General features: G+C 69.0%; 25 protein-coding genes. 10 read left to right on the top strand and 15 right to left on the bottom strand.

The genetic code is table 11. The features are described from left to right. Positions 1–45: 45 nt before the first annotated feature. Both COC42_RS10305 and COC42_RS10300 read right to left on the bottom strand, forming a co-directional pair. Positions 46–903, bottom strand: a complete 858-nt coding sequence (locus tag COC42_RS10305) for an NAD(P)-dependent oxidoreductase (protein WP_096343273.1) — start codon at positions 901–903, stop codon at positions 46–48. 8 nt (positions 904–911) lie between these two features. Beyond that, positions 912–1,244, bottom strand: a complete 333-nt coding sequence (locus COC42_RS10300) for a hypothetical protein (RefSeq protein ID WP_096343272.1) — start codon at positions 1,242–1,244, stop codon at positions 912–914. A gap of 77 nt (positions 1,245–1,321) precedes the next feature. On the opposite strand from COC42_RS10300, the gene COC42_RS10295 reads away from it, so the two are divergent. Next, positions 1,322–2,566 (top strand): threonine ammonia-lyase, encoded by a 1,245-nt coding sequence (locus COC42_RS10295; protein ID WP_096343271.1) that lies wholly within the window; start codon positions 1,322–1,324, stop codon positions 2,564–2,566. 225 nt (positions 2,567–2,791) lie between these two features. Then, positions 2,792–3,565, top strand: a complete 774-nt coding sequence (locus tag COC42_RS10290) for an arginyltransferase (protein ID WP_096343270.1) — start codon at positions 2,792–2,794, stop codon at positions 3,563–3,565. A 128-nt stretch (positions 3,566–3,693) separates the two neighbouring features. Here COC42_RS10290 and COC42_RS10285 read toward each other — a convergent pair whose 3' ends face one another. From COC42_RS10285 to COC42_RS10275, 3 genes are read right to left on the bottom strand one after another with little or no spacing between them, the layout of a single operon-like run. Beyond that, positions 3,694–4,188 (bottom strand): DUF192 domain-containing protein, encoded by a 495-nt coding sequence (locus tag COC42_RS10285; protein ID WP_176484632.1) that lies wholly within the window; start codon positions 4,186–4,188, stop codon positions 3,694–3,696. A gap of 8 nt (positions 4,189–4,196) precedes the next feature. Further along, positions 4,197–4,784, bottom strand: coding sequence for a cold-shock protein (locus COC42_RS10280; protein WP_096343268.1), 588 nt, complete (start codon positions 4,782–4,784; stop codon positions 4,197–4,199). Between the two features lie 39 nt (positions 4,785–4,823). Next, positions 4,824–5,399 (bottom strand): regulatory protein RecX, encoded by a 576-nt coding sequence (locus COC42_RS10275; protein WP_096343267.1) that lies wholly within the window; start codon positions 5,397–5,399, stop codon positions 4,824–4,826. 74 nt (positions 5,400–5,473) lie between these two features. Here COC42_RS10275 and COC42_RS10270 point away from each other — a divergent pair, with 74 nt between their 5' ends. Continuing rightward, positions 5,474–7,285, top strand: a complete 1,812-nt coding sequence (locus COC42_RS10270; RefSeq protein ID WP_096343266.1) for a fatty acyl-AMP ligase — start codon at positions 5,474–5,476, stop codon at positions 7,283–7,285. Between the two features lie 184 nt (positions 7,286–7,469). Here COC42_RS10270 and ilvD read toward each other — a convergent pair whose 3' ends face one another. From ilvD to COC42_RS10240, 6 genes are all read right to left on the bottom strand, one after another. Next, positions 7,470–9,320: a dihydroxy-acid dehydratase gene (gene ilvD, locus COC42_RS10265; protein ID WP_096343265.1), complete on the bottom strand. Its 1,851-nt coding sequence runs from the start codon at positions 9,318–9,320 to the stop codon at positions 7,470–7,472. A 67-nt stretch (positions 9,321–9,387) separates the two neighbouring features. Beyond that, positions 9,388–10,533 (bottom strand): aminotransferase class V-fold PLP-dependent enzyme, encoded by a 1,146-nt coding sequence (locus COC42_RS10260; protein ID WP_245844036.1) that lies wholly within the window; start codon positions 10,531–10,533, stop codon positions 9,388–9,390. Continuing rightward, positions 10,530–11,285, bottom strand: a complete 756-nt coding sequence (locus COC42_RS10255; protein ID WP_096343264.1) for a tryptophan 2,3-dioxygenase — start codon at positions 11,283–11,285, stop codon at positions 10,530–10,532. Before COC42_RS10255 ends, COC42_RS10260 begins: the two co-directional genes overlap by 4 nt. A 73-nt stretch (positions 11,286–11,358) precedes the next feature. After that, positions 11,359–12,240, bottom strand: coding sequence for a type II secretion system minor pseudopilin (locus COC42_RS10250; RefSeq protein WP_096343263.1), 882 nt, complete (start codon positions 12,238–12,240; stop codon positions 11,359–11,361). Further along, complete coding sequence (locus COC42_RS10245; RefSeq protein WP_245844035.1) at positions 12,237–12,785, bottom strand: type II secretion system protein GspJ; 549 nt, start codon at positions 12,783–12,785, stop codon at positions 12,237–12,239. The genes COC42_RS10250 and COC42_RS10245 overlap by 4 nt, the downstream gene beginning before the upstream one ends. A gap of 4 nt (positions 12,786–12,789) precedes the next feature. Then, positions 12,790–13,764 carry an ABC transporter substrate-binding protein gene (locus tag COC42_RS10240; RefSeq protein WP_245844034.1) on the bottom strand — a complete coding sequence of 325 codons (975 nt, stop codon included), beginning with the start codon at positions 13,762–13,764 and terminating at the stop codon, positions 12,790–12,792. A 2-nt stretch (positions 13,765–13,766) separates the two neighbouring features. On the opposite strand from COC42_RS10240, the gene COC42_RS10235 reads away from it, so the two are divergent. The 4 genes from COC42_RS10235 to COC42_RS10220 all read left to right on the top strand — a co-directional run bounded on the left by COC42_RS10235 (position 13,767) and on the right by COC42_RS10220 (position 17,544). Then, positions 13,767–14,543 (top strand): type II secretion system protein N, encoded by a 777-nt coding sequence (locus tag COC42_RS10235; RefSeq protein ID WP_245844033.1) that lies wholly within the window; start codon positions 13,767–13,769, stop codon positions 14,541–14,543. A gap of 42 nt (positions 14,544–14,585) precedes the next feature. After that, a complete protein-coding gene (locus COC42_RS10230) occupies positions 14,586–16,031 on the top strand; it encodes an ABC transporter substrate-binding protein (protein ID WP_096343260.1) in 1,446 nt (481 codons plus the stop codon). A 5-nt stretch (positions 16,032–16,036) separates the two neighbouring features. Beyond that, a complete protein-coding gene (locus COC42_RS10225) occupies positions 16,037–16,456 on the top strand; it encodes a DUF4112 domain-containing protein (protein ID WP_096343259.1) in 420 nt (139 codons plus the stop codon). Between the two features lie 65 nt (positions 16,457–16,521). Continuing rightward, on the top strand, positions 16,522–17,544 hold the full coding sequence (locus COC42_RS10220) for a hypothetical protein (RefSeq protein WP_096343258.1): 1,023 nt from the start codon (positions 16,522–16,524) through the stop codon (positions 17,542–17,544). A gap of 43 nt (positions 17,545–17,587) precedes the next feature. Here COC42_RS10220 and COC42_RS10215 read toward each other — a convergent pair whose 3' ends face one another. Continuing rightward, positions 17,588–17,929: a DUF2794 domain-containing protein gene (locus COC42_RS10215; RefSeq protein ID WP_096343257.1), complete on the bottom strand. Its 342-nt coding sequence runs from the start codon at positions 17,927–17,929 to the stop codon at positions 17,588–17,590. Further along, positions 17,926–18,606: a serine O-acetyltransferase EpsC gene (gene epsC / locus COC42_RS10210; protein ID WP_096343256.1), complete on the bottom strand. Its 681-nt coding sequence runs from the start codon at positions 18,604–18,606 to the stop codon at positions 17,926–17,928. Before epsC ends, COC42_RS10215 begins: the two co-directional genes overlap by 4 nt. A 159-nt stretch (positions 18,607–18,765) precedes the next feature. On the opposite strand from epsC, the gene COC42_RS10205 reads away from it, so the two are divergent. Then, the gene (locus COC42_RS10205) at positions 18,766–19,545 is read left to right on the top strand and encodes a sulfite exporter TauE/SafE family protein (protein ID WP_096343255.1); all 780 of its coding nucleotides are present in this window, start codon (positions 18,766–18,768) and stop codon (positions 19,543–19,545) included. Positions 19,546–19,645: 100 nt separating this feature from the next. Here the strand turns inward: COC42_RS10205 and ahpD are convergent, their stop codons facing one another. Continuing rightward, the gene (ahpD, locus tag COC42_RS10200) at positions 19,646–20,164 is read right to left on the bottom strand and encodes an alkylhydroperoxidase, AhpD family (RefSeq protein ID WP_096343254.1); all 519 of its coding nucleotides are present in this window, start codon (positions 20,162–20,164) and stop codon (positions 19,646–19,648) included. A 124-nt stretch (positions 20,165–20,288) separates the two neighbouring features. Continuing rightward, positions 20,289–20,831, bottom strand: a complete 543-nt coding sequence (locus COC42_RS10195; RefSeq protein ID WP_096343253.1) for a peroxiredoxin — start codon at positions 20,829–20,831, stop codon at positions 20,289–20,291. Positions 20,832–20,985: 154 nt separating this feature from the next. On the opposite strand from COC42_RS10195, the gene COC42_RS10190 reads away from it, so the two are divergent. Continuing rightward, positions 20,986–21,921 (top strand): hydrogen peroxide-inducible genes activator, encoded by a 936-nt coding sequence (locus COC42_RS10190; RefSeq protein WP_096343252.1) that lies wholly within the window; start codon positions 20,986–20,988, stop codon positions 21,919–21,921. A gap of 111 nt (positions 21,922–22,032) precedes the next feature. After that, entirely contained in the window at positions 22,033–22,692 is a 660-nt protein-coding gene (locus COC42_RS10185) for a fasciclin domain-containing protein (RefSeq protein ID WP_096343251.1), read from the top strand. Positions 22,693–22,913 lie beyond the last annotated feature (221 nt).

Here is a 22,913-nt window from a genome sequence, read left to right as displayed (position 1 = left end):
CCTTCGTCGCCCCGGTCTTGATCCTCGACCCCGCTTCTTCGTTTCTCACCGCTTCGGCAACCGCGTCACCAGCGCGCTCGTGTCCTTGCGCCCGCCGCCGGCCTTCTGCACCTCGGCATAGAATTGATCGACCAGCGCCGTCATCGGCAGCAGCGCGCCGTTCCGCTTCGCCTCGTCGAGCGCGAGGCCCAGATCCTTGCGCATCCAGTCGATCGCGAAGCCGAAGTCGAACTCGTCCTTCGCCATGGTCGGCCAGCGATTGACCATCTGCCAGCTCTGTGCCGCCCCGCCCGAGATCGCCTCGAGCACCTTGTCGAGGTCGAGGTCTGACGACTGCGCGAAGCGGAGTGCCTCGCTAACCCCCTGCAGCACGCCGGCGATGCAGATCTGGTTGACCATCTTGGTCGTCTGCCCCGCGCCCGGCTCGCCCACATGGACGATGCGCGCCGAATAGGCTTCCATGAACGGCCGCGCCGCCGCGACCGCCGCCGCGCTGCCGCCGCACATCACCGACAGCTTGCCCGCCTCGGCCCCCGCCTGCCCGCCCGAGACCGGCGCATCGACGACGAGACCGCGCTTGCCCGCCAGCTCGCGCGCGATCGCGGCGGAGACGGTGGTGTGGTCGACGAATACGGCGTCGTCGGGCATCGTCGCGAAGCAGCCACCGTCGCCCAGCGTCACCTGGGCCAGGTCGTCGTCGTTGCCGACACAGGCGAATACCGCCGCCGCACCCTCGGCCGCCTCGGCGGGGCTGGCCGCCGCGCGCGCGCCATTTGCCGCGACCCAGGCGTCGGCCTTGGCGCGGGTGCGGTTGAATACCGTGACGTCGTGCCCGGCCTTCGCCAGATGCCCCGCCATCGGCGCGCCCATGACGCCCAGTCCCAGAAATGCGAGCTTTGCCATGAACCCGCCTATCGCCCCCTCCGCGCGGCGGCGCAAGCGCCCGGCGCGACCGTCTCGCGCACGACGACGCCGTTGGTGATGTAGGGTCCGGGCAGCTCGGCACCGTTCTCGCAGCGCATCACGATCGATCCGTCGCCCCGCGCACGGCCCGCCCAGAAGCCCTCGGCCATCGGCCGCATCGGCCGATCGCCGTCGCCGTCGCGCAGGACCGCAGCGACGAGTTGCCGGTCGGGGTCGGCGACTGTGACGAAGCCGTTGATCCAGAGGTCGATCGACGCCACCACGACCGCGGCAACCATGACGATCGCGGCGATGCGGAGCGAGAAGAAATGGTGGTGCATCGCCGCCCAAGCTTGGCCCGCCGGTCCCGGATCGCAACCCCGTTCCCCCCGCGCGCCCGATCCGCTAGGGGCGATCCATGGCAAGCCTCGCATCGCCCGCCCCGGCCGAACCGCCGGTCACGCTAGACGACGTGTTCGCGGCGCGCGCGCGCATTGCCGGATCTGTCGTTCGCACGCCCACATTGGTCAGCAAGACGCTGTCCCAGTTCGTCGGCGCGACGGTGTATCTGAAGTTCGAGAATCTCCAGTTCACCGCCGCCTATAAGGAGCGCGGAGCGCTCAACACCCTGCTCCAGCTGTCGACCGAGCAGCGGGCCAAGGGCGTCATCGCCGCCTCGGCAGGCAATCATGCACAGGGCCTTGCCTATCACGGCATCCGCCTCGGCATCCCCGTCACCATCGTCATGCCGCGCCCGACGCCCACGGTGAAGGTGACGCAGACCGAGGGACACGGCGCGACCGTGATCCTCGAGGGCGAGACCTTCGACGAAGCCTATGCCCATGCCCGCAAGCTCGAGGCGTCGAACGGCTATACCTTCGTCCACCCGTTCGACGATCCGCGCATCGTCGCGGGGCAGGGGACGATCGCGCTCGAGATGCTGGAGGACGCGCCCGGCATCGACAGCTTCGTCGTGCCGATCGGCGGCGGCGGGCTCATCTCGGGTATCGCCACCGTCGCCAAGGCGCAGGCGCGGGCTATCGAGGTCATCGGGGTTCAGGCCGAGCTCTACCCCTCGATGTACAATCGCGTCTCTGGCGAGAGCCGGCCGATCGGCGGCGACACGCTGGCCGAGGGGATCGCCGTCAAGGAGCCGGGCGGCCTGACGGCGCAGATTGTTCAGGCGCTGGTCGACGACATCGTGCTGGTCAGCGAACGCAGCCTTGAGGAATCGGTGAGCCTCCTTCTCCAGATCGAGAAGACCGTGGTCGAGGGGGCGGGTGCCGCAGGCCTGGCCGCCCTCCTCTCGCACAAGGAGCGGTTCGCGGGGCGGCACATCGGCATCGTCCTGTGCGGCGGCAATATCGACACGCGCCTCCTCGCCAACGTCCTGCTCCGCGACCTCGCCCGCTCAGGAAGGCTCGCGCGGCTGCGCGTTCGGCTTCAGGACCGGCCGGGCGCGTTGTTCGGCGTCGCCAAGATCTTTCACGAGCAGGCCGTCAACATTATCGAGATCTATCACCAGCGCGTGTTCACGACGCTGCCGGCCAAGGGCCTCATCACCGACATCGAGTGCGAAACGCGCGATCGCCCGCATCTCGACCGGCTGATCGAGGCGCTGCGCGCGGCGAGCTATGAAGTGAGCCTCGTCGAACTCGCCTGATACGCCAAAGCGAATCCGGACGACGCCAAACCGAGTCAGCCCCCGATTCTGCGCGTGGCGCAACCATGATAGACAGGTGTGCAAACGGGGGCGTGCCGGCCTGGCAGTCGGTCCGGCACACGTTAACGTTCTTTTCGTGGTAAACCGCCTTTTCATCGCGAATCGCCCCCTGCATATTGGGTTCGGGCCGCATGCCGCGGCCCGGTAAGAGGGGCTTCGCGAAGCGTGACCGCACCGTTCCGTTTTCCGCGCTTCTTCGTGACGAGCCCCTCGCCATGCCCCTATCTGCCTGGCCGGCAGGAGCGGAAGGTATTCACCGAGCTCAATGGCCAGCATGCCGGCGAGCTTAACGACGCGCTCGGCCGGATCGGCTTTCGACGCAGCCAGTCGGTCGCCTATCGCCCGTCCTGCCCCAGCTGCAACGCCTGCCAGTCAGTGCGCGTCGTCGCCGATCGCTTCACGCCGAACGCCACCCATCGCAAGCTGATGCGCCGCATGGCCGACCTCGAGGTCAGCGCTTGCCGCCCCTGGGCCACCGACGAGCAGTTCGAGCTGCTCCAGCAATATCTCGCCAGCCGGCATCCCGGCGGCGGCATGGCGGGCATGGACGAGCAGGACTATGCCGACATGGTCGAGCACAGCCCCGTCCGATCCTTCGTGATCGAATATCGCGAGCCGTCGGCGAACGGCCGCCCGGGCAAGCTCGTCGGCGCGTGTATCACCGACCAGCAGGCCGACGGCCTGTCGATGATCTACAGCTATTACGATGCCGGCCCCGATGCGCGCCCGGGGCTCGGCACCTTCATCATCCTCGACCATATCGCGCGCGCGAGGTCGGTGGGCCTCCCTTACGTCTATCTCGGCTATTGGGTGAAGGGATCGGCGCGCATGGCCTACAAGGCGCGCTTCCGGCCGCTCGAGGTGCTCGGCGCCGCCGGCTGGCGCGAGATGCCAGCGGAAGCGGCGGCGGCACCGGCGAAGGTCGCCGAATTGGTCTGATCAGCATTCGTGGGAACGTCGCCCCGGTAAAGGCTGGGGCCTTCGGCCGCGCGTAGTGCGATACCACTCAGGGATCCCGGCCATCGCCGGGATGACGCCGGTTTGAACGAAGGGTGCTTCCTTCGCCCCTAAGCTGGCCCGCCCGGCCAGCTCACCTTGTCGCCCTCGGCCATGCCGGTCATGGCGGCGACACCGGCCTTGACCTCGAGCACCGCGCCCACCGGCTCGCCCGACACGACGGGCGTCTCGTCGAAGGGTTCGCCGCGGCCGATGCGGGCGATGGTACCGTCGGGGCGGATGAAGATGAGGTCGAGCGCGGTCGGCGTGTCCTTCATCCAGAAGCTCGCCTCGCGCGGGCCGCCGCCCTCGGCCGGATAGGGCCAGAACAGCATCGCAGAGGTGTCGGTCAGGTCGGTGCGGAACATCAGCCCGCGCTGCTGCTCGGCCGGCGTCTTGGCGGGCTCGGCCTTGAACACATGGCTGCCCGACTTGGTCGTCACCGTCACGGGGACGATCCCCTTGGCCTGCTCCTCGGCGGAGAGGGGCGCGGCGCCGCCGCCGGTACAGGCGGTGAGCGGGAAGAGCCCGGCGGCGAGCGCCAGGAAAAGCGTGCGCGTCAACATGCGCGCGATCATTCGGGCTTTTCGACCGCCACCGCAAGCGGGCCCTTGTCGCCCTCGACGATGCGCGCGCGCAGCCGGTCGTCGGGTGCGACCTCCTCGATCCCCGCGCGGCGCAGCGTCTCCATATGGACGAACACGTCGCCCGGCGCGCCGTCGCGGATGATGAAGCCATAGCCCTTCAGGCGATTGAACCACTTCACCGTCACCGCCTCGAACGGGCCGGCGGCGTCGATCAGCTTGGTGCGGTCAACCCGGTCGGCATTGCGCGGCGGCGGCATCTCGACCGCGGTCGACAGGTCGATCGACACGATGTCGCGCGCCTGCAGCCCGCGCGGCCGCTGGAGCGCATGGCATTCGACGCGCGCCCCCTCGGGCAGGCTGCGCCGGCCATGTTCCTGAAGTATCGAGAAGTGGACAAGAATATCGCCCACCGCCGGATCGTCGGCGACGAGGAATCCGAAGCCGCGCGTCACGTCGAACCACTTGACCGTTCCCGAATAGATCCGGTCGTCGGCATCGTGATCGGTCATGCTGCCCCCCGACAGAAAGGCCGGCGCCTCGTAATTCTCCATCCGTCCCTGCGGATCGCTACGCATGATTGCTCTACCCCCGGGGCGTAAGCCTATCACAGCATTTCACGAAAGCGAACTTTTGAGTCGCGCTGCAACATCGTCAGCGTCCTCGAACCGGAATTCCGGATCGGACGATGGTGGCTCCATCCGTGCGATCCGACGAGCGAGGTCGGGCGGATGACCCGCACGGACCATCTGGCCGACCTGCCGCTCGATTACGGCGCGATCATCGGAGCCGGGGCCGAAGGGACCGATTCGCTTGCGCCGGGCGAAGGCCACGGCGCTCTCGACCGCGGCGTCGCCCGCCGCCTCGTCGATCGCCGCCATGTCCTCGCCCGCGATCCCCGCCGCGCCGAGCGCCTGGCGCACCCGCCGCGCGCCTAGCCCCCGCCGCGTCATCGCAGCCGCCTTCGCCTCGCCCCAGGCGCGGTCGTCGATATAGCCGAGCTCGGCGAAGCGCTCGGCCAGCGCCTCGACCGGGGGCTCGCTTTCCTCCGCCCAGCCGCGCTCTCGCAGCTTGCGGGTCAGGTAATCGGCGAGTTTGCCGCGGGTCGTCGCGAACCGCTCGACATAGCGCAGCGCGGACCGCTCGAGCGACTTGGCGTCATAAGGCCGTAATGAAGGCTTGCGTCCGGGCATCGGCCATGTTTGTGCCACAGTGACGGTCGAATTTGAACGCGAGGCCGTGCGACCGGTGCCAGCCTGCGCGCTCTATGCGTCGGCGAGATGCCGGCGTGGAGGGAGGATGCGCCGAAAATGACAATGATCCGGGATCGCCATTCGTGACCAGTGCCGCCGCCGAAACCCTGAACGCCACGCCGAGCGCCTGCACGCTCGCGCGACGCTTCTCCGATTTCGAGACACTGGGCGCAGCGCTCGATTTCGCCGCCACCGGCGCGCGGGGGCTCAACTTCCACGATGCGCGCGGCACGCTGATCCGCGCCTATCCCTATGCCGAACTGCGCAACGACGCGATCGCGCAGGCCTATCGCCTGATCGCGTTGGGGGTCGAACCCGGCCAGCGTGTCGCACTTGTGGCGGAAACGGGCGCGGAGTTCGCTTCGCTGTTCTTCGGCGCGGTCTATGCCGGCGCGTGGCCGGTGCCGCTACCGCTGCCCACCAGCTTCGGCGGGCGCGACAGCTATATCGACCAGCTGGCGGTGCAGCTCGAGAGCTGCGATCCGCGCCTGTTCCTCTATCCCGCCGAGCTCGAGGCGATGGCCGGCGCCGCCGCCACCCGCATCGGCGTCGAGGGGATCGCGTGGGAGACGTTCGCCGCCGCCCCCGCGACCGAAACCGCGCTCCCCGAGGCGAAGGGCGACGACATCGCCTATCTACAATATTCGAGCGGCTCGACCCGCTTTCCCCACGGCGTCGCGATCACGCACCATGCGCTGCTCAACAACCTGGCAGCGCACGCGCACGGCATGGCGCTGATCGACAGCGATCGCTGCGTGTCGTGGTTGCCTTGGTATCACGACATGGGGTTGGTCGGCTGCTTCCTGTCGCCGATCGCCAACCAGGTGTCGGTCGATTACCTCAAGACCGAGGATTTCGCCCGCCGTCCGCTCGCCTGGCTGGATCTCATCAGCCGCAATCCGGGGACGACGCTCAGCTATTCACCGACCTTCGGCTACGATATCTGTGCGCGCCGCATGTCGAGCCAGACCAAGGCCGGCGACCGCTTCGACCTGTCGCGCTGGCGCGTCGCGGGCAACGGCGCCGACATGATCCGCCCCGACGTAATGCAGAAGTTCGTCGATGCATTCGCCGATGCCGGGTTCAAGGCTTCTGCCTTCCTGCCGAGCTATGGCCTCGCCGAAGCGACGCTCGCCGTCTCGATCATGCCGCCGGGCGAGGGGATCGTCGTCGAGCTGGTCGAGGAGACGCAGCTTTCGGGCATCTCTGCCGAGGGCGGACGCCCGCAGCGATATCGCGCAATCGTCAATTGCGGCCGACCGGTGCGCGACATGGAAGTCGAGATCCGCGAGGAGGACGGCACGCCGCTTCCCGACAAGGCGATCGGCAAGGTCTGGTGCCGCGGTCCCAGCGTCATGGTCGGCTATTTCCGCGACGACGCGTCGACCGCAGCGTGCATGAAGGACGGCTGGCTCGACACCGGCGACATGGGGTACCTGTCCGACGGCTATGTCTACATCGTCGGCCGGGCCAAGGACATGATCATCGTCAACGGCCGCAACCACTGGCCGCAGGACATCGAATGGGCCGTCGAGCAGCTGCCCGGCTTTAAGGCGGGCGATATCGCCGCCTTCGCGATCACGACGCCCGGCGGAGAGGAGACGCCCGCCGTGCTCGTCCAGTGCCGCACCAGCGACGATGCCGAGCGCAGCCGCCTGCGCGACGAGATTCGCGAGCGCGTGCGGTCGGTGACAGGCATGAACTGCGTGGTCGAGCTAGTGCCGCCGCGGACGCTGCCGCGGACGAGCTCGGGGAAGTTGAGCCGAGCGAAGGCACGGAACCTGTATCTGGCGGGCGAGATCAAGCCCTACGACATCGCCGCCTGACTTCCTCCCCCTGGAGGGGAAGGATAGCGCAGCTTGCGGCGTCAGCCGGTAGCGAAGCTTGGAGAGGGGGAGCGGCGCATCCCGCCTCGCGACCGCAATTCGGTCGCTTCCCCTCTCCAACTGCCACTAGGCGGCTCGCGCCGCCAAGTCTTCGCATCCTCCCCCTCCAGGGGGGAGGATAGCTTTAACGCTCCACCTGCCCCACGTCTCGCACCGCCCCGCGCGACGCATTCGTAGTGAGCGCCGCATATGCACGCAGCGCCGCCGACACCTCGCGCTTGCGGCCGAGCGGCTTCCACGCCGCGGCCCCTTTCGCCTCCATTGCCGCCCGCCGCTCGGCGAGCACATTTTCGGGCAGGTCGATCGCGATCAGGCGGTTGGGAATGTCGATGACGATGGGATCGCCCTGTTCGACCAGTCCGATCAGCCCACCCTCCGCCGCCTCGGGCGAGACATGGCCGATCGACAGCCCCGAACTGCCGCCCGAGAAGCGGCCGTCGGTGACGAGCGCGCAGGCTTTGCCCAACCCCTTCGACTTCAGGTAGCTGGTCGGGTACAGCATCTCCTGCATCCCCGGCCCGCCCTTCGGCCCCTCGTAGCGGATCAGCACGACCTCTCCGGGTTTGACCATGTTGCCGAGGATGCCGGCGACCGCGGCGTCCTGGCTTTCGAACACATGCGCGGTGCCGCGGAAGGTGAGGATCGATTCGTCCACCCCCGCGGTCTTCACGATGCAGCCCTCGGGCGCGAGGTTGCCGAACAGCACGGCAAGGCCGCCGTCCTTCGAGAAGGCGTGCTCGACCGACCGGATCACGCCCCCGGCGCGATCGGTGTCGAGCTCCTCCCAGCGCTCGCTCTGGCTGAACGCGGTCTGGGTCGGCACGCCGCCGGGCGCCGCGCGATAGAATTGGCGCACCTCCTCCGAGTTGGTGCGCGACACGTCCCAGCGGTCGAACGCGTCGCCGAAGGTCGCCGAATGGACGGTGGGCAGCGAGGCGTCGAACAGCCCGCCGCGCTCGAGCTGGCCGAGGATCGCCATTATCCCGCCAGCGCGGTGGACGTCCTCCATATGCACTTCGGCGACCGCGGGCGCGACCTTGCACAGCACGGGCACGCGGCGGCTGAGGCGGTCGATATCGGTAATGCCGAAATCGACGCCGCCCTCCTGCGCGGCGGCCAGCAGGTGCAGCACGGTGTTGGTCGACCCGCCCATCGCGATGTCGAGGCTCATCGCATTCTCGAACGCCTTGCGGCTGGCAATGGTGCGCGGCAGCGCGGTCTCGTCGTCCTGCTCGTAATAGCGCTTGGCGAGGTCGACGATCAGGTGCCCCGCCTCGCGGAACAGCTTCTCGCGATCGGCGTGGGTCGCCAGCACCGAGCCGTTGCCGGGTAGCGCGAGGCCCAGCGCCTCGGTCAGGCAGTTCATCGAATTGGCAGTGAACATGCCCGAGCAGCTGCCGCAGGTCGGGCAGGCCGAGCGTTCAATCGCGGCAACTTCTTCGTCCGTGTAGCTGTCGTCGGCAGCGACGACCATCGCGTCGACCAGATCGAGCGCGCGCGCCTTGCCCTTCACGACGACCTTGCCCGCTTCCATTGGCCCGCCCGACACGAACACCACGGGGACATTGAGGCGCATCGCGGCCATCAGCATCCCCGGCGTGATCTTGTCGCAGTTGGAGATGCAGACGATCGCGTCGGCGCAGTGGGCGTTGACCATATATTCGACCGCGTCGGCGATCAGCTCGCGGCTGGGCAGCGAATAGAGCATGCCGCCATGGCCCATCGCGATCCCGTCATCGACGGCGATGGTGTTGAATTCCTTGGCGACGCCGCCCGCCGCCTCGATCTCGCGCGCGACCAGCTGACCGAGATCCTTGAGATGGACATGGCCGGGCACGAATTGCGTGAAGCTGTTGGCGACGGCGATGATCGGCTTGCCGAAATCCTCGTCCTTCATCCCCGTCGCGCGCCAGAGGCCACGCGCGCCCGCCATGTTGCGGCCATGGGTGGTGGTACGGGAACGATAGGCGGGCATCGGGACGCTTCCTCAAGAGTCGGGAGGCGCGCCCTATGCAGCTTTCGTGCGCCAAAGGCCAGCCCGGCTATAGCTTTGTTGCGATCTCGCAGAATTGTTCGACGTCGCGGGCGTCGTGGTAGAGGCCGAGCCCGATGCGCAGCACGTCGCCACGCACGTCGGTATAGACGTCCCGCGCGAGCAACGCCGCTTGCCAGTCGGCCGCGCGGGGGCTCCTGAGCGCAAGGAAGCGGGCTTGCATCGACCCCGGCGGATTGACGATCTCCGCATCGCCGAGCGCCGACTTGTCGAGCGACCCGATCAGCTGGTCGCGCAGGTCGGCGACATGCGCGGAGATGACCGCGGTCGACAGCCCCTCTCTCGCGAGCATGTCGCGCACCGCGACGAAGCGGTATAGCCCCGACGGATCGAAGGTCGCGCCGAGAAACCTGCGGCCGTCAGGGGCATAGCCGACTCCGCCCGGCGGCGCGGTCAGGTCGTCGAATGCGGCGTACCAGCCGGTCACCGCCGGGCGCATCGCGTAACCGGGCGGCGCGTGAAGGAAGCCAACGCCCTCCCCCGCCATCGCATATTTGTAGCCGCCCGCGGTGTAGAACAGCGCGCCGGCATAGGCGGAGAAGTCGGTCTCGACCGCCATGAAGCCGTGATAGCCGTCAACCAGCACCCACGGCCCCTCCGGCGCGGCGACGGCGGCGAGGTCGCTGAGCGCGCCGAACACGCGGCCGGTGCCGAACGTGACATGGCTGACGACGATCAGGTCATGCTCACCCGACCGCGCCCGCTCGACCAGCCGCGCCTCCAGCGCATCGTCGGCCTCGACGGTTTCGAGCACCACGTCGCCCGCCTCGACCCAGCGCGCGACCTGGCGCGTGAAGCTGTGGAACTCGCCCGCGGTGGCGAGAATGCGGACCGGCCGGCGCGGGATCGCCGAGACGATACGGATCAGGAAATCATGCGTGTTGCCGGCAAAGCAGACGGTCGACGGATCGGGCAGCGCCAGCTCGCGCGCGACATGACCCTGTCCGGCGGGCCACATCTCCTCCATCACGCGCTTCCACTTGGTGTCGGCGAGCCGAGCGGCATCCTCCCACGCCGCCTGATGGCCAAGCCAGCTGGCGTCAGGCCACAGGTGATGGCTGTGCGCAGCCATGTGCAGCCGATCGGGGTTGGCAGCGAGAGAACGCTGAAACAGATGCTTGTAGCTCGTCGTCACAGGCTGGTTCTCAGCGACCAGAGTTCGGGGAAGGCGCGCTTGGGGAGCGTTGATTCGAGATAATGGACGCCGGTGCCGCCCGTCCCGCGCTTGTGGCCGATGATGCGGCTGACGGTCAGCAAATGCTTGTGCCGCCACGTCGCAAAGGCCTCGTCCAAATCGACCAGCTTCTCGGCGAGCTGATAGAGCGGCCACCAGGTTCGTTCGTCGCGGTACACGGTCGCCCATGCCGCCTCGACCCCCGGGTCGGGGGTGTAGGGCGCCGACCAGTCGCGGCTTAGCGCGGCCTCCGGCATCGGCAGGCCGGCGCGCGCCGCGGCCATGTTGGCCTCGTCCCACAGGCTGGGCTGTTCGGCGGCGGCCTTGGTCTGCGGACCGTGGCGGGGGCCGTCGCGGAAGCCCATCATCACCTCGACCGTGCGGAACTGGTCCGACTGGAACCCCGACGAGCTGCCGAGCACGCCGCGAAAGCGCAGGTAATCGGTCGTCGTCATCGTCGTGAGCACATCCCACGACAACGTCATCACCGCCTGGATCCGGCTGACGCGGGCGAGCACCTTGTACACCTCTGGCAGGCGGTCGGCACGAAGCAGGGCGAGCGCCTGATGCAGCTCGTGGATGCCCTGCTTCATCCACAATTCCTGCGTCTGGTGCATCGCGATGAACAGCGGCTCGTCGGGATGGTCCGAAATCGGCCGCTGCGCATCGAACAGCGTCGGCAGCGCCAGATACTCGCCGTAAGTCATCGCCATGAGGGCAGGCGTAGCGGGAGCGGGGGTCATTCCTCAAGCCCCTCCCTTTCAAGGGTTGGGCTTGAGCAAACACTCAGCGCGCCGCCGGAAACTCCGGCACGTCGGGCGGCATCGCGGCGCCGCGCCACCGCTCCACGACCACCGTCTCGCGGGTGCCGTCGTCGCGCTTGCGCCGCTCGATCAGCGCCGCACCCTGCTGGCTGGTCGAACCGACGCTCGCGCGCGTGCGCACCCAGAAGTGGTCGGAGGCGAGGCGCAGTCCCGGCGGCATCATCAGATTCTCGCGCGACAGGTCGTCGCGGTCGAGGAAGCCCTTGCGCTCGCGCACCGCCAGCAGCCGCTCGACCGCGACGGGATCGCGCAGCAACAGCGTCATCAGCTCGCGCCCCGCGGCATTGAGGTTGATCTGCGTCTGCACCGGCAGCGCCGTCACCATCCGCCCCAGCCGGTCGGCGGTGGCGGGATTGAGCCCGGCGAGGCGGATGGGCCTGAGGTCGGTGACGGGGCCGGCGGCGCGGACATAGCCGATCGCCTGGACGATCTGCTCGGGCGTCATGCCCGCATCGCGCGCGATCGATTCGAACAGGATGACGGCCGAGGATTCGCCCGAGCGGACATTATTGATATTGAAGCGCCCCTCGGCATCGGCGACCGCAAGGTCGAAGCTGCCGCCGCCCTCGATCGGGATGTTGCGCTGCGCGACCGCCGCCCAGGGCTCGGCGCGATGATCGACCTCGGGCGCGTCCTCGGCATCGCGGCGCAGGGCCGTCAGCGCCGACAGTTCGCCGCCGCGCACGATCGCCGCGGCCCGCGACGCCTCTCGCATGCGCAGCGCCCCGTCGAGCGCCAGTTCCTCTCGATTGACCATCAGCAGGACGAGGCCGCTCGCGATCGCCACGAACAGGAGGACGTTGACGAGGATCAGCCCCTCCTCGCCCGCGCGGATCGGCTTCATGGCCCGCTCGCCGGGCGGGCAGGCAGCGCGACGACGCGGCGGAGAGTGCCGCGCGTGCCCAGCCCGATCGTCATCTCGACCGCGCGCGGCCAATCCTCGGCACGCTCTTCCGAGGGCGGCCAGGCCGCTCGCCAGCCGCCATCATCGAGAAAGCGCGCGTCGAGCCGGCTCACCCCCGGCAGCACCACCTGCTGCGCGCCGCCGACCAGCCGGACCAGCGTATCGCCGCTCCGGATCCAACGGATCTCGACCGGCGGTCCGCCGAGGCCGGGCGCGGCGCGGGTAAAGATCAGCTCGTGCCCGTTCGACACGATGCGACCGCGCGCGATCTGGTCGACGTCGTTGGTCAGCACGTACATCGCCCGCGACATCGCCCCCTGCGCGTCGAGCCGCGCCGCCGTCCGCCCCTCGACGCCGAGGATCGAGTCGACCAGCGCCAGCCCCGCCACCGCGATCAGCGCGAACAGCGCAAGCGATATCATCAGCTCGATCAGCGTGAAGCCGGCTTCTTGCGCCGTCACCCGATTCGTGTTGGCGGCGGTCACGCCCTCACGCGCCGCGGCTGGTCGCGACCTTGGCATAGCCCTCCGGCCCGGCGACGACGATCGCCATGTCGCGCGCGACGCTGCCGTCCTCGCGGAAGCGCAAGGGGCCGGTCGCGGCGTCGAAGCCGGGTTCTGCGAGCAGCCCGGCACGGTTCAAGGCGTTCTTCTCGCGCAGCTGCTTCGAGATCGCCGTCGCATCATGGGCGAGCGCCGCGATCACCCCGGCATCGCCGCCCATCCGCGCCTCGAACGCCTGCGAAAAGGCAGCGAACGCCGCCGGGTCGGGGCTCGCCAGCCACGCGCCGTCGAGCACCGCAAGGCTCGCAGGCCGGTGATCGAGCGCCTGCACCGTGCCGAGCAGCTGGATGCCCGTGTCTTTGAGGTTGCGCGCCGCCGCCATGACGGGATCGCCGCCACCGGGGATGAGCACCGCATCGGGCGCGTCGCCCGCCGCGGGCAGCGGCTGGCCCGCGGCCACGTCGATCCGCCGGACGTCGAGGTTGAGCTCGCCCTGCAGCGCCGCGGCCGCCTCTGCCGCCGCCACCGCCCACCGCGAGCCGTCGGCGATCGTCGCCACCCGCCGCACGCCACGCGAGCGCGCATAGCGAAGGATCGCGCCCGTTGATTGCCGCGCGGTGATGCCGAGGGTGAAGGCGCCCGGCGCGCGCGCGCCCGGATCGTTGGTGAAGGCGAGCACCGGCACCGCCCCGTTCGCGACCGCCGCGACCGGCCCGACTTCCTCGGCGAGCAGCGGCCCGAGGATCATCGCGACCTTGCGCTTCATCGCCGCGACCGCCGCCACCTGAGCGCCCGCGGCAGTCCCGCCGGTGTCGAACACGATCAGCCGGCCGGGCGTGTTTTCAGCGAGCATCGCTGCCCGCTCCATGCTAGTGCCCAGCGCGGCGCGCGGTCCGCTGCGCGGGATCAGCAGGGCGACCGGCCGCTTGTCGGTCTTCGCTGCCCAGACAGGGGAAACCACGGATGCAGACGCTGCTGCGACGAGGGACGATCGCAGAAACAATAGCGCGGCCCGCCGATCCAGCGGCGCGACTCCCCGGGGCAGATGGTGCGGCACGTCGGCGTCTTATCCTGTTCGGCAGCATCGGCATAGCCGCCTATGCGATCGCGATGCTGGCGACGATGCCGGCAAGCGTCTTCATCAAGAACCGCCCGTGGCGCACCGGCGTCGCCGGGACCATATGGTCGGGCGAGGTCGGCGTTGCGGGCGGCAGCATCGTCCGCTGGACCTTTGCGCCGCTCCGCTCGCTCACCTCGCTCGGCTTCGCGGTCGACTGGCGCGCGAGCGGCGAGGATACCGATCTCGGCGGGCAGGCGATCCTGCGGCCCGGCGGTGTGCGGCTCGATGCGGTCAGCGGTAGTGCCAACGGCTCGCTCCTATCGGCGCTGCTCCCCAATCTCGGCTTCGCCTGCGACCTGACGATGCAGGCCGAGTTCCCGCGCCTGACGATCGGGCCGGGTCGCGGCCTGGTCGAGGGGCAGGCGACGATCGACCCCGGCGCCTGCCGCAGGACACCCGATGGCGCGCCCGTCCCCACCCCGGCGATGATCCTGGTCGCCGAACATGTCGGCAGCGAGAGCCGCATCCGCCTCGCCCCAATCGCGCAGCGGCGGCGAACGCTGATCGACGCAAGCGTGAGCGAGGACGGCAGCTATCGCGTCACCCTGACGCCCGACGGCGCGTCGATGCTCCCCTTCACCGGCCTGCCCGCCGGGGTCGGCGTCGAAAGCAGTTTCTAAGCGGGAGCGACTGTCGTTCCGGATCGTTGCCCTGCCGAACCAATGCGCCGCCTTGCCCCCCTTCTGATCCTCGCCGCGCTCGCCGGCTGCGACCGGCGGCCCGACGACGTGCCGGTGGTGGTGAGCGCGATCGGTTCGGGTGCGCCGCGCCTGCCCGCGCGCGCGGGCGATCCGCTGCCGCTTCCCGCCGCGCTGTTCGCCGCCTCTACCGCGCAAGGGCTCGTCCGCTTCGACGCGGCCGGACAGGTCGAGCCGGGCCTCGCCGAACGCTGGATCGTGATCGACGAGGGGCGCAGCTACATCTTCCGCCTCGCCGACGCCCAATGGGGTGACGGCAGCCGCGTCACCGCGCGGCAGGTGGTCGCGGGCCTGCGCCGCGCGATCGGCAATCGCCGCAATCCGCTGCGCCCGCATCTGTCGGCGATCGACGAGGTGGTCGAGATGACACCGCTCGTCATCGAGGTGCGGCTGTCGGGCCCGTGTCCCGACCTGTTGCCCCTGTTCGCCCAGCCCGAGCTGGCAATCCCCGGTCCAGGCGGGGGCAGCGGCCCCTTCCGCGTCGAGCAGGCCGGCGATGCCCCGCTGCTTCGGCCCGGCTACGACCCCGCCGCCGCCGACGAGGCCGCCGACGCCCCCGATGCGGCCGAGTTGGTGCAGATCCGTGCCGAGCGCGCCGCCACCGCGATCCTGCGCTTTCGCGAGCGCCGATCGGACTATGTAATCGGCGGCACCTTCGCCGACTGGCCGCTGGTCGATATGGCCGACGTGTCGCCGCCCAATCGGCGGCTCGATCCGGCGCGCGGGTTGTTCGGCCTGTCGGTCGCGCGCCGCACCGGTTTCCTCGCCGCGCCCGAGCGACGCGAGGCGGTGGCGATGGCGATCGATCGCGCCGCTTTGACGCGCGACTTCGCGCCCGACTGGGCCGCGGCCGAGACGATCCTGCCCGATCCGCTCGATTCGATCGTCGACCCGGCGCGCCCGCCCTGGCTCGCCTTCGACCTCGACGCTCGCCGGGCCGCCGCGCAGCAGCGCGTCGCCCAATGGCGCGCGGCGAATGGCGGCGTCGCTCCCGAACTCACCATCGCCATGCCCGAGGGGCCGGGGGCAAGCCGGCTGGCGGCGCGGCTGACCGCCGATCTTGCCGGCGTCGGCATTCTCGCGCGGCGCGTGGCGCCGGACACACGCGCCGACCTTCGCCTCGTCGATGAGGTCGCGCCCTATGGCAGCGCGCGCTGGTATCTGCGCATGGCCTGCCAGCCGTGCGCACAGCCGATCGCGGACACGCTCGCCCGCGCGCGCGAGGCGGGCAATCTCGCCGAGCGCGGCCGCCTCCTTGCCGAGGCCGATGCGGCAATGGTCCGCGATGTCGCCTTCATCCCGCTGGCCCAGCCGCTGCGCTGGTCGCTGGTGGCGCTACGGCTGCGCGAATGGCGCGGCAATGCGCGCGGCTGGCATCCATTGAATCACCTGCGCGGCGGGGCCACTTAGGTAGCATGGCACAGACCCGCCGCATCGACCCTACGATCTTCGATCGCCTCCCCCTCAAGCGCGACCCCCAGTCGGTCCGCGCCCGTGTCGAGGCGATCGAGCGTGTGATGGAACGCGCCGTCGTCATCCCCGGTATCAACCGCCCCGTGGGCCTCGATGTCATGCTCGGCCTCGTTCCCGTCGCGGGCAGCTTCGTCGGTGCGGTGGCGGGCGCTTATATGCTGTGGGAAGCGCGCAATGTCGGCATGTCGAAGCTGTCGATGGCGCGGATGGCGGGCAATGTCGGCGTCGACTGGGCGCTGGGGCTGATCCCCGGCATCGGCATCGTGCCCGACTTCTTCTTCCGGTCGAACACGCGTAACCTGCGCCTTATCCGCCGCCACCTTGACAAGCATCACCCCGGCACGGTGACGGTCGAGCGCTGAACCCTTCGGGTGTATTGCAAGGCTATGGCAGTGGTGTCATAGTCAAGCAATACAGGAGGGAAGCCATGTACAGCGAATCCGATCTCGACGCTGCGGTCACGGCGGGGGCGCTCAGCCCCGCCGCCGCTCTCGCCTTGCGAGCGCACGTTGCCGCGCAGCGCAACGCCCCCGCCGTCGACGAGGAGCATTTCCGGCTTCTCACCGGCTTCAACGACATCTTCGTCGCGGTGGCGCTTGCGCTGCTGCTTGCCGCGATCGCGCAGATCGGCGCGGCGATCACGATGGCGATGGGCGGGGTGGGCGTCGCCGTCGCCGCTTGGCTGCTCGCGGAATACTTCACCCGGCGCCGCCGGATGGCGCTGCCCAGCATTCTTTTGCTCGGCGCGTTCGTGGGCGGCGTGGTGGCTGCGCCAATCGGTGCGCTGGCGACGCTCGAGCCCAACTTTGGCGAGCGTATCAACGCGCTGATCCTGTCGGGCGTGGGCCTGCTCGGGCTTGCCGCCGCCTGGGCGCATTGGCGACGCTTCATGGTGCCGATCACCGTCGCCGCGGGTGCGCTGGCGTTGACCGGCGCGGTCGTCGGCCTCGCCTTCGCGATCTTTCCCGGCATCGACGAGGCGGCGCTTCCGCTCGTTCTCGCCGCAGGGCTCGCCATCTTTGCGCTGGCGATGCGCTGGGACATTCGCGACCGGGCGCGCACGACGCGGGCGAGCGACGTCGCCTTCTGGCTCCACCTTGCCGCCGCGCCGCTGATCGCGCACCCGATCTTCCACCTGCTCGGCGTGTTCGAGGGGCCGGTGGGGCCGGCCATCGCCGCGCTCGTCATCGCGCTCTATCTCGGCTTCGCGATCGTGGCGCTCGCGGTCGATCGCCGCGCATTGCTCGTCTCGAGCCTCGCCTATGTCCTGTTCGCGCTCTACGAGCTGTTCCGCAGCGCCGGCGCGGTCGAGCTGGGGGCGGCGTTCACGGGCCTCGTCATTGGCTCGGCGCTGCTGACGCTCTCGGCCTTCTGGCAACCGATGCGGCGGCGGGTGGTAAGCCTGCTCGGCGAGGGGATGGCGACGCGCCTGCCGCCGGCCACGGTTTGATCCATGCCGTCACCCCGGGCTCCTTCCGGGGTGGCGGAGCGATTCAGTCCTCGACGATCTTCATCAGCCGGCGTTCGAGCGGGGCCAGGACCCCAGCCAGGTCATGCCCTCGCTTCAGGACCGCGCCGCTCTCGCTCACCAGCGCCCACATACCCTGCCGCTGGCGAAGCGCCGGACGCTTCTCGATCCGCACCTCAGGCCGCTCGGCCGCCCGGCGAAACGCAGCGAACACCGCCGCGTCGTGCCCCAGCTCGATCGCATAGTCACGCCAGTGCCCCGCCGCGACCATCCGGCCGTAGAGATCCAGGATCCGGTTGAGCTCGAGTCGCTCGAACCCGATCTGCGGCAGCCGGCGCGCGGCGAGCGAGACGACTTCTCCCGTCACGCGCGGTTACGGCGCTCTTCTTCCTCGGCGACCAGCGCGTCGAGCCGCTTGCGCATCGTCTCGATCTCGCAGCGCAGGATCTCGATCTTCTGCGTCGCGGGGTCGAACATCTGGCTGCACGGCGTGCCATAGGGCATGAACGACTTCTGATAGGTCTCGGCCTCGACCAGCGTCGACTTGGCGGGAATACCGACCATCGTCGCGCCCTCGGGCACGTCCTTGGTCACGACGGCGTTAGCGCCCACCCGCGCGCGCGCGCCGACCGTGATGGGGCCGAGCACCTGCGCGCCCGATCCGATGATGGCGCCGTCGAGCAGGGTCGGGTGCCGCTTGCCCGCGACGCCGTTGTCGGGGCTAGTCCCGCCCAGCGTCACGCACTGATAGATGGTCACATCGTCGCCGATCACCGCCGTCTCGCCGATGACGGTGAAGCCGTGATCGATGAAGAAATTGCGTCCGATCGTCGCGCCGGGATGAATGTCGATCGCGGTCAGCCAGCGTGACCAGTGGTTGACCAGGCGCGCGGCAAAGAACCAGCCGCGCCGATACAGCGCGTGGGCGATACGGTGATAGCCGAGCGCCCAGACGCCCGGGTAGAGCAGTATCTCGGCCCGCGACCGCGGCGCCGGATCGCGCGCGCGGATCGAATCGAGATAGACGCGAAGCGCCCTCAGCATGGCGTGTCCCCTAGCCACGAAGAGCGGCATGTAGGATGCGGCGTCGATCATTCCAAGCGCGGAACCGACCGCGCTTGTCCGCGCTAAACCCGAACTGTCTTGTTTCGCGCCGGTTCGGGCGGCAATCCCCACCGTCGCACTCTTCAATCAAGGACGCGCATGTTCGAGGGGCTCCAGTTTGCCGAATTGCTGCCGTATGTCGCGGTGGGCCTGGTGGCGCAGATCGTCGACGGCGCCCTCGGCATGGCGTTCGGGGTCATCTCGAGCACGTTGCTCGTCAGCGTGATCGGCGTGCCGCCCGCCACCGCATCGGCGGGCGTCCACCTCGTCGAATGCGCGACGACGGGAGTTTCGGGGATCAGCCATGCGCTGCACCGGAACGTCAACTGGAAGCTGTTCTGGCGGCTGCTCATCCCCGGCATTCTCGGCGGGGTGACGGGAGCCTATCTCCTCACCTCCATCGACGCCTCGGTGACGCGTCCGTTCGTGATGGCCTATCTGTCGGGCGTCGGCGTCTATCTGCTGTGGCGGGGCCTTCGCTATCCCCCGCACCGCGAGCGCGAGCCGAAGATCATCGAGCCGCTGGGCCTTGCCGGCGGGTTCCTCGACGCCGCGGGCGGCGGCGGCTGGGGGCCGGTCGTGACCTCCAACCTGCTCGTCCAGGGCGGCACGCCGCGCACGACGATCGGCACGGTGAATTCGGTCGAGTTCTTCCTCACCGTGTCGATCTCGATCACCTTCCTGATCGGGATCGGTACCAGGGGGTTCGGCCCCGACTTCTGGCACCCGGTCCTTGGTCTGCTGATCGGCGGCGTCGTCGCCGCGCCCTTCGGCGCGATGATCGCCAAGCGCGTGCCGACCAAGACGCTGCTGGTGCTGGTGGGCGTCGTCCTGACCGCGACCAGCCTGTTCAGCATCTATCGGTTCTTCACTGCCTGACGGCAGGGGCGGCACCAGCTCGCCCCCCCACCCGGCCACTCACTGAGTATCTTGATGGGAGAGCGGCTGGTGCCGCCTATCCGGCGTAAGCTGGATCAGATCAAAGCGTCGCGTGGATCGTCGCGACCGCCTTCAGCACCGAGGCGATGCGCACCGCATCCTGCACGTTCGCGGCCGAAACCTCACCCTTTCGCAGCACGCGCTCATGTGCGTCGATGCACATACCGCAGCCGTTCATTGCACTCACAGCGAGGCTGAACAGCTCGAAGTCGATCTTATCGATCCCCGGCGCGCCGATGACGTTCATGCGCAGCTTCGCCGGCATCGTGCGATATTCCTCGTTCGAGGCGAGGTGCGTGAAGCGGTAATAGACGTTGTTCATAGCCATGACCGCCGCCGCCGCGCGCGCGGCGTTCGCCGCCTCGGGCGACAGCTTGGCCGCGCATTCGGCCTCCGCCGCCTCGACCAGCGGCTTGTAGCCGGTGCCGTGCGCGCAGGCGAGGATCGTGCCGTATTTGCGCTGGTCGTCGAGCCCCGCCTCGTTCAGCAGCGAGCCGACGTTGAGGCGGATGTCCTTGGCATAGTCGGGCAGCGCCGACGCGAATTCCTTGAGCGACATGTGCGATCCTTTGCAGAAGCGCGTCACCCCAGCGCAAGCTGCGGTCGCCCGTCACAGGGAGACCTGAGCTTCCGCTGGGGTGACGGAAAATGGCGGGCGCGCGCCGAGGCGCGCGCCCGGGAGATCAGGCGGCGACCTTCAGCACGTCGTCGCCCTTGTTCCAGTTGCAGGGGCACAGCTCGTCAGTCTGGAGCGCGTCGAGCACGCGCAGCGTCTCGGCCGGGTTGCGACCGACGTTGAGGCCGTTAACCTGCACCGCCTGGATGACGTTGTCGGGATCGATGATGAAGGTCGCGCGGAACGCGACATGCTCGTTCTTGTCGAGGATGCCGAGCGCGTTGGCCAGCACCGCGCCGTTATCGGCGATCCACGGGAAGTCGGCCTTGGCGAGGTCCGGGTCCGACTTGCGCCACGCCAGGTGGACGTGCGCGGTGTCGGTCGAGGCGCCGATCAGCACCGCGTCGCGATCCTCGAAGTCGCCCTTCAGCTCGGCATAGCCGACGATCTCGGTCGGGCAGACAAAGGTAAAGTCCTTCGGCCAGTAGAACAGCACCTTCCACTTGCCGGGAAAGGCGTCGTGGCTGAGCGTCTCGCCCGCGGGCAGCGCGTCGATGCCCTGCTGGACGGGAACGGTGAATTCGGGGAGCTTGTCGCCGACGGTCAGCATGAAAATGCCTCCTGTTATGGTCGTTAAGGGGAGGCGCATGGTGCGCTGCGGCACCGTTTGCGCTGCACTGCAGCTAGACCGATCCACCCCTTCTTTTCCAATCAGCGTTTCCGCGGCGCTTGATCGACTGAGCCGATCAATCCATCTGTCGGCCATGACGACCTACCTGCCGACGCTGAAGCAGCTCCAGTATCTGGTGGCGCTCCGCGACGCCGGGCATTTCGGCCGCGCCGCCGACGCCTGCTACGTCACGCAATCGACGCTTTCTGCGGGGATCCGCGAGCTCGAAACACTGATCGGCGTGACCCTGGTCGAGCGGACGCGCCGCGTCGTCCGCTTCACGCCGCTCGGCGAGCGCATCGCCGACAAGGCGCGCCGGGTGCTTCGCGAGGCCGATGAATTGGGGGAGATCGCCCGCGCGGCGGGGCGACCGCTGACCGGCGAGATGCGGATGAGCGTCATCCCGACAATCGCCCCCTTCCTCCTGCCGCAAGTCCTTCCGCAACTGCGAAGGCAGTATCCCGAGCTCAAGCTGTTCCTGCGCGAGGAGCCAACGGGGCCGGCGTGCGAGGCGCTGCATTCGGGCCGGACCGACTGCGTGCTCCTCGCGCTTCCCTATGCCTGCGGCGAGGTCGAGGTCGAGCCGCTGTTCGCCGACCGGCTGTTCGTCGCCTTTCCGGAAACCGAAACGCTGCCCGGTTCGGGTCCGGTCATGGCTGACGATATCGACGAGACGCGGCTGCTGCTGCTCGAGGACGGGCATTGCCTGCGCGATCATGCGCTCGCCGTGTGCGCGACGTCGGAGCTGCGCGGACAGGCGGCGATGCTCGGCACCTCGCTCCATACCATCGTCCAGATGGTCGAGAACGGCCTTGGCGTCACCATGCTGCCCGAGATGGCGATCGGCGCGGGGATCCTTCGCGGCACGCATATCGATGCGCGACCGATCGATGCCGAGCGTGCCGAGCGGCGCATCGCGCTCGTCTGGCGCAAGGCGAGCCCGCGCGAGCGCGACTATCGCCTGCTCGCCGGCGTGCTGCGTGCCGCCGCGCGCGGCGAGGACGCTGAAATTACGGACAAAGGACGGTAGCGGAAACCATCCAAGCGCTGAAACGTAGATCAATCGCGCGCCGTGTCGCTCCCCCCTCCCCCCGCCGCGGCGCGCACCCCGATTTTTCGTTCCAGCAGCTGGAGACGTTCTATGAACCGCCTTTCCATTGTCGCCCTTGCGGGCCTTGCCGCGACCTCGAGCCTCGCGATGGCGCAGACGACGGCACCGACCGCACCGACCGCGGCGCAGCAGCAGCCGATGGCCGGTCAGGCCGCGACCTCGACGACGACGACGACCGCGGCCCCGACCGCGACGCCCGCTGCCGCCAGCGGCACGATCGCCGACACCGCGATGAGCAATCCCAAGCTGTCAACGCTGGTCAGCGCGGTGAAGGCCGCCGACCTCGCCACCACGCTGTCGGGCCCCGGTCCCTTCACCGTCTTCGCGCCCGAGAATGAGGCGTTCACGCGGCTCGCCCCCGGCACGCTCGACACGCTGCTCAAGCCCGAGAACAAGCCGACGCTGACCAAGGTGCTGACCTATCACGTCGTGCCCGGGAAAGTAACGCTCGAGCAGCTGCGCACGCAGATCAAGGCAGGCGGCGGCAAAACGACGCTCACCACGGTCGAGGGCAGCCCGCTGACCGTCGCCGAGGAGGGCGCGGCGATCGCGCTCACCGATGCCAGCGGCAACAAGAGCTATGTCGCGCAGCCCGACGTGATGGCCTCGAACGGCGTCGTCCATGTCGTCAACGGCGTGGTGGTGCCCAAGCTCGCGCCCGCGGCGGAAACCTCGGGCGCGGGCTCGTAAGCTTCCGGGTTCTGGCCTGAACAAAGGGCGTCGCAGAAATGCGGCGCCCTTTTGATGTCTGGGGCGACGCCCTCCGTTGAGCCGAGCAGAAACCGGGTCGCGTCGCGAGGCGCAAGCCTGTCCTGAGCGCCTGCCTTGGCAGGTAGTCGAACGGACTCCTCTCGAGATATCGCGCGCGACCGTCCCTCGAAACGCGACTTCGATACACCGGCTGCTCGGAA

The sequence above is a fragment of the Sphingomonas spermidinifaciens genome (assembly GCF_002351485.1).
GTDB lineage: Bacteria > Pseudomonadota > Alphaproteobacteria > Sphingomonadales > Sphingomonadaceae > Sphingomonas > Sphingomonas spermidinifaciens.
Note: the sequence above shows the minus strand (reverse complement) of the source record. Positions and strands in the feature narration are given on the sequence as shown.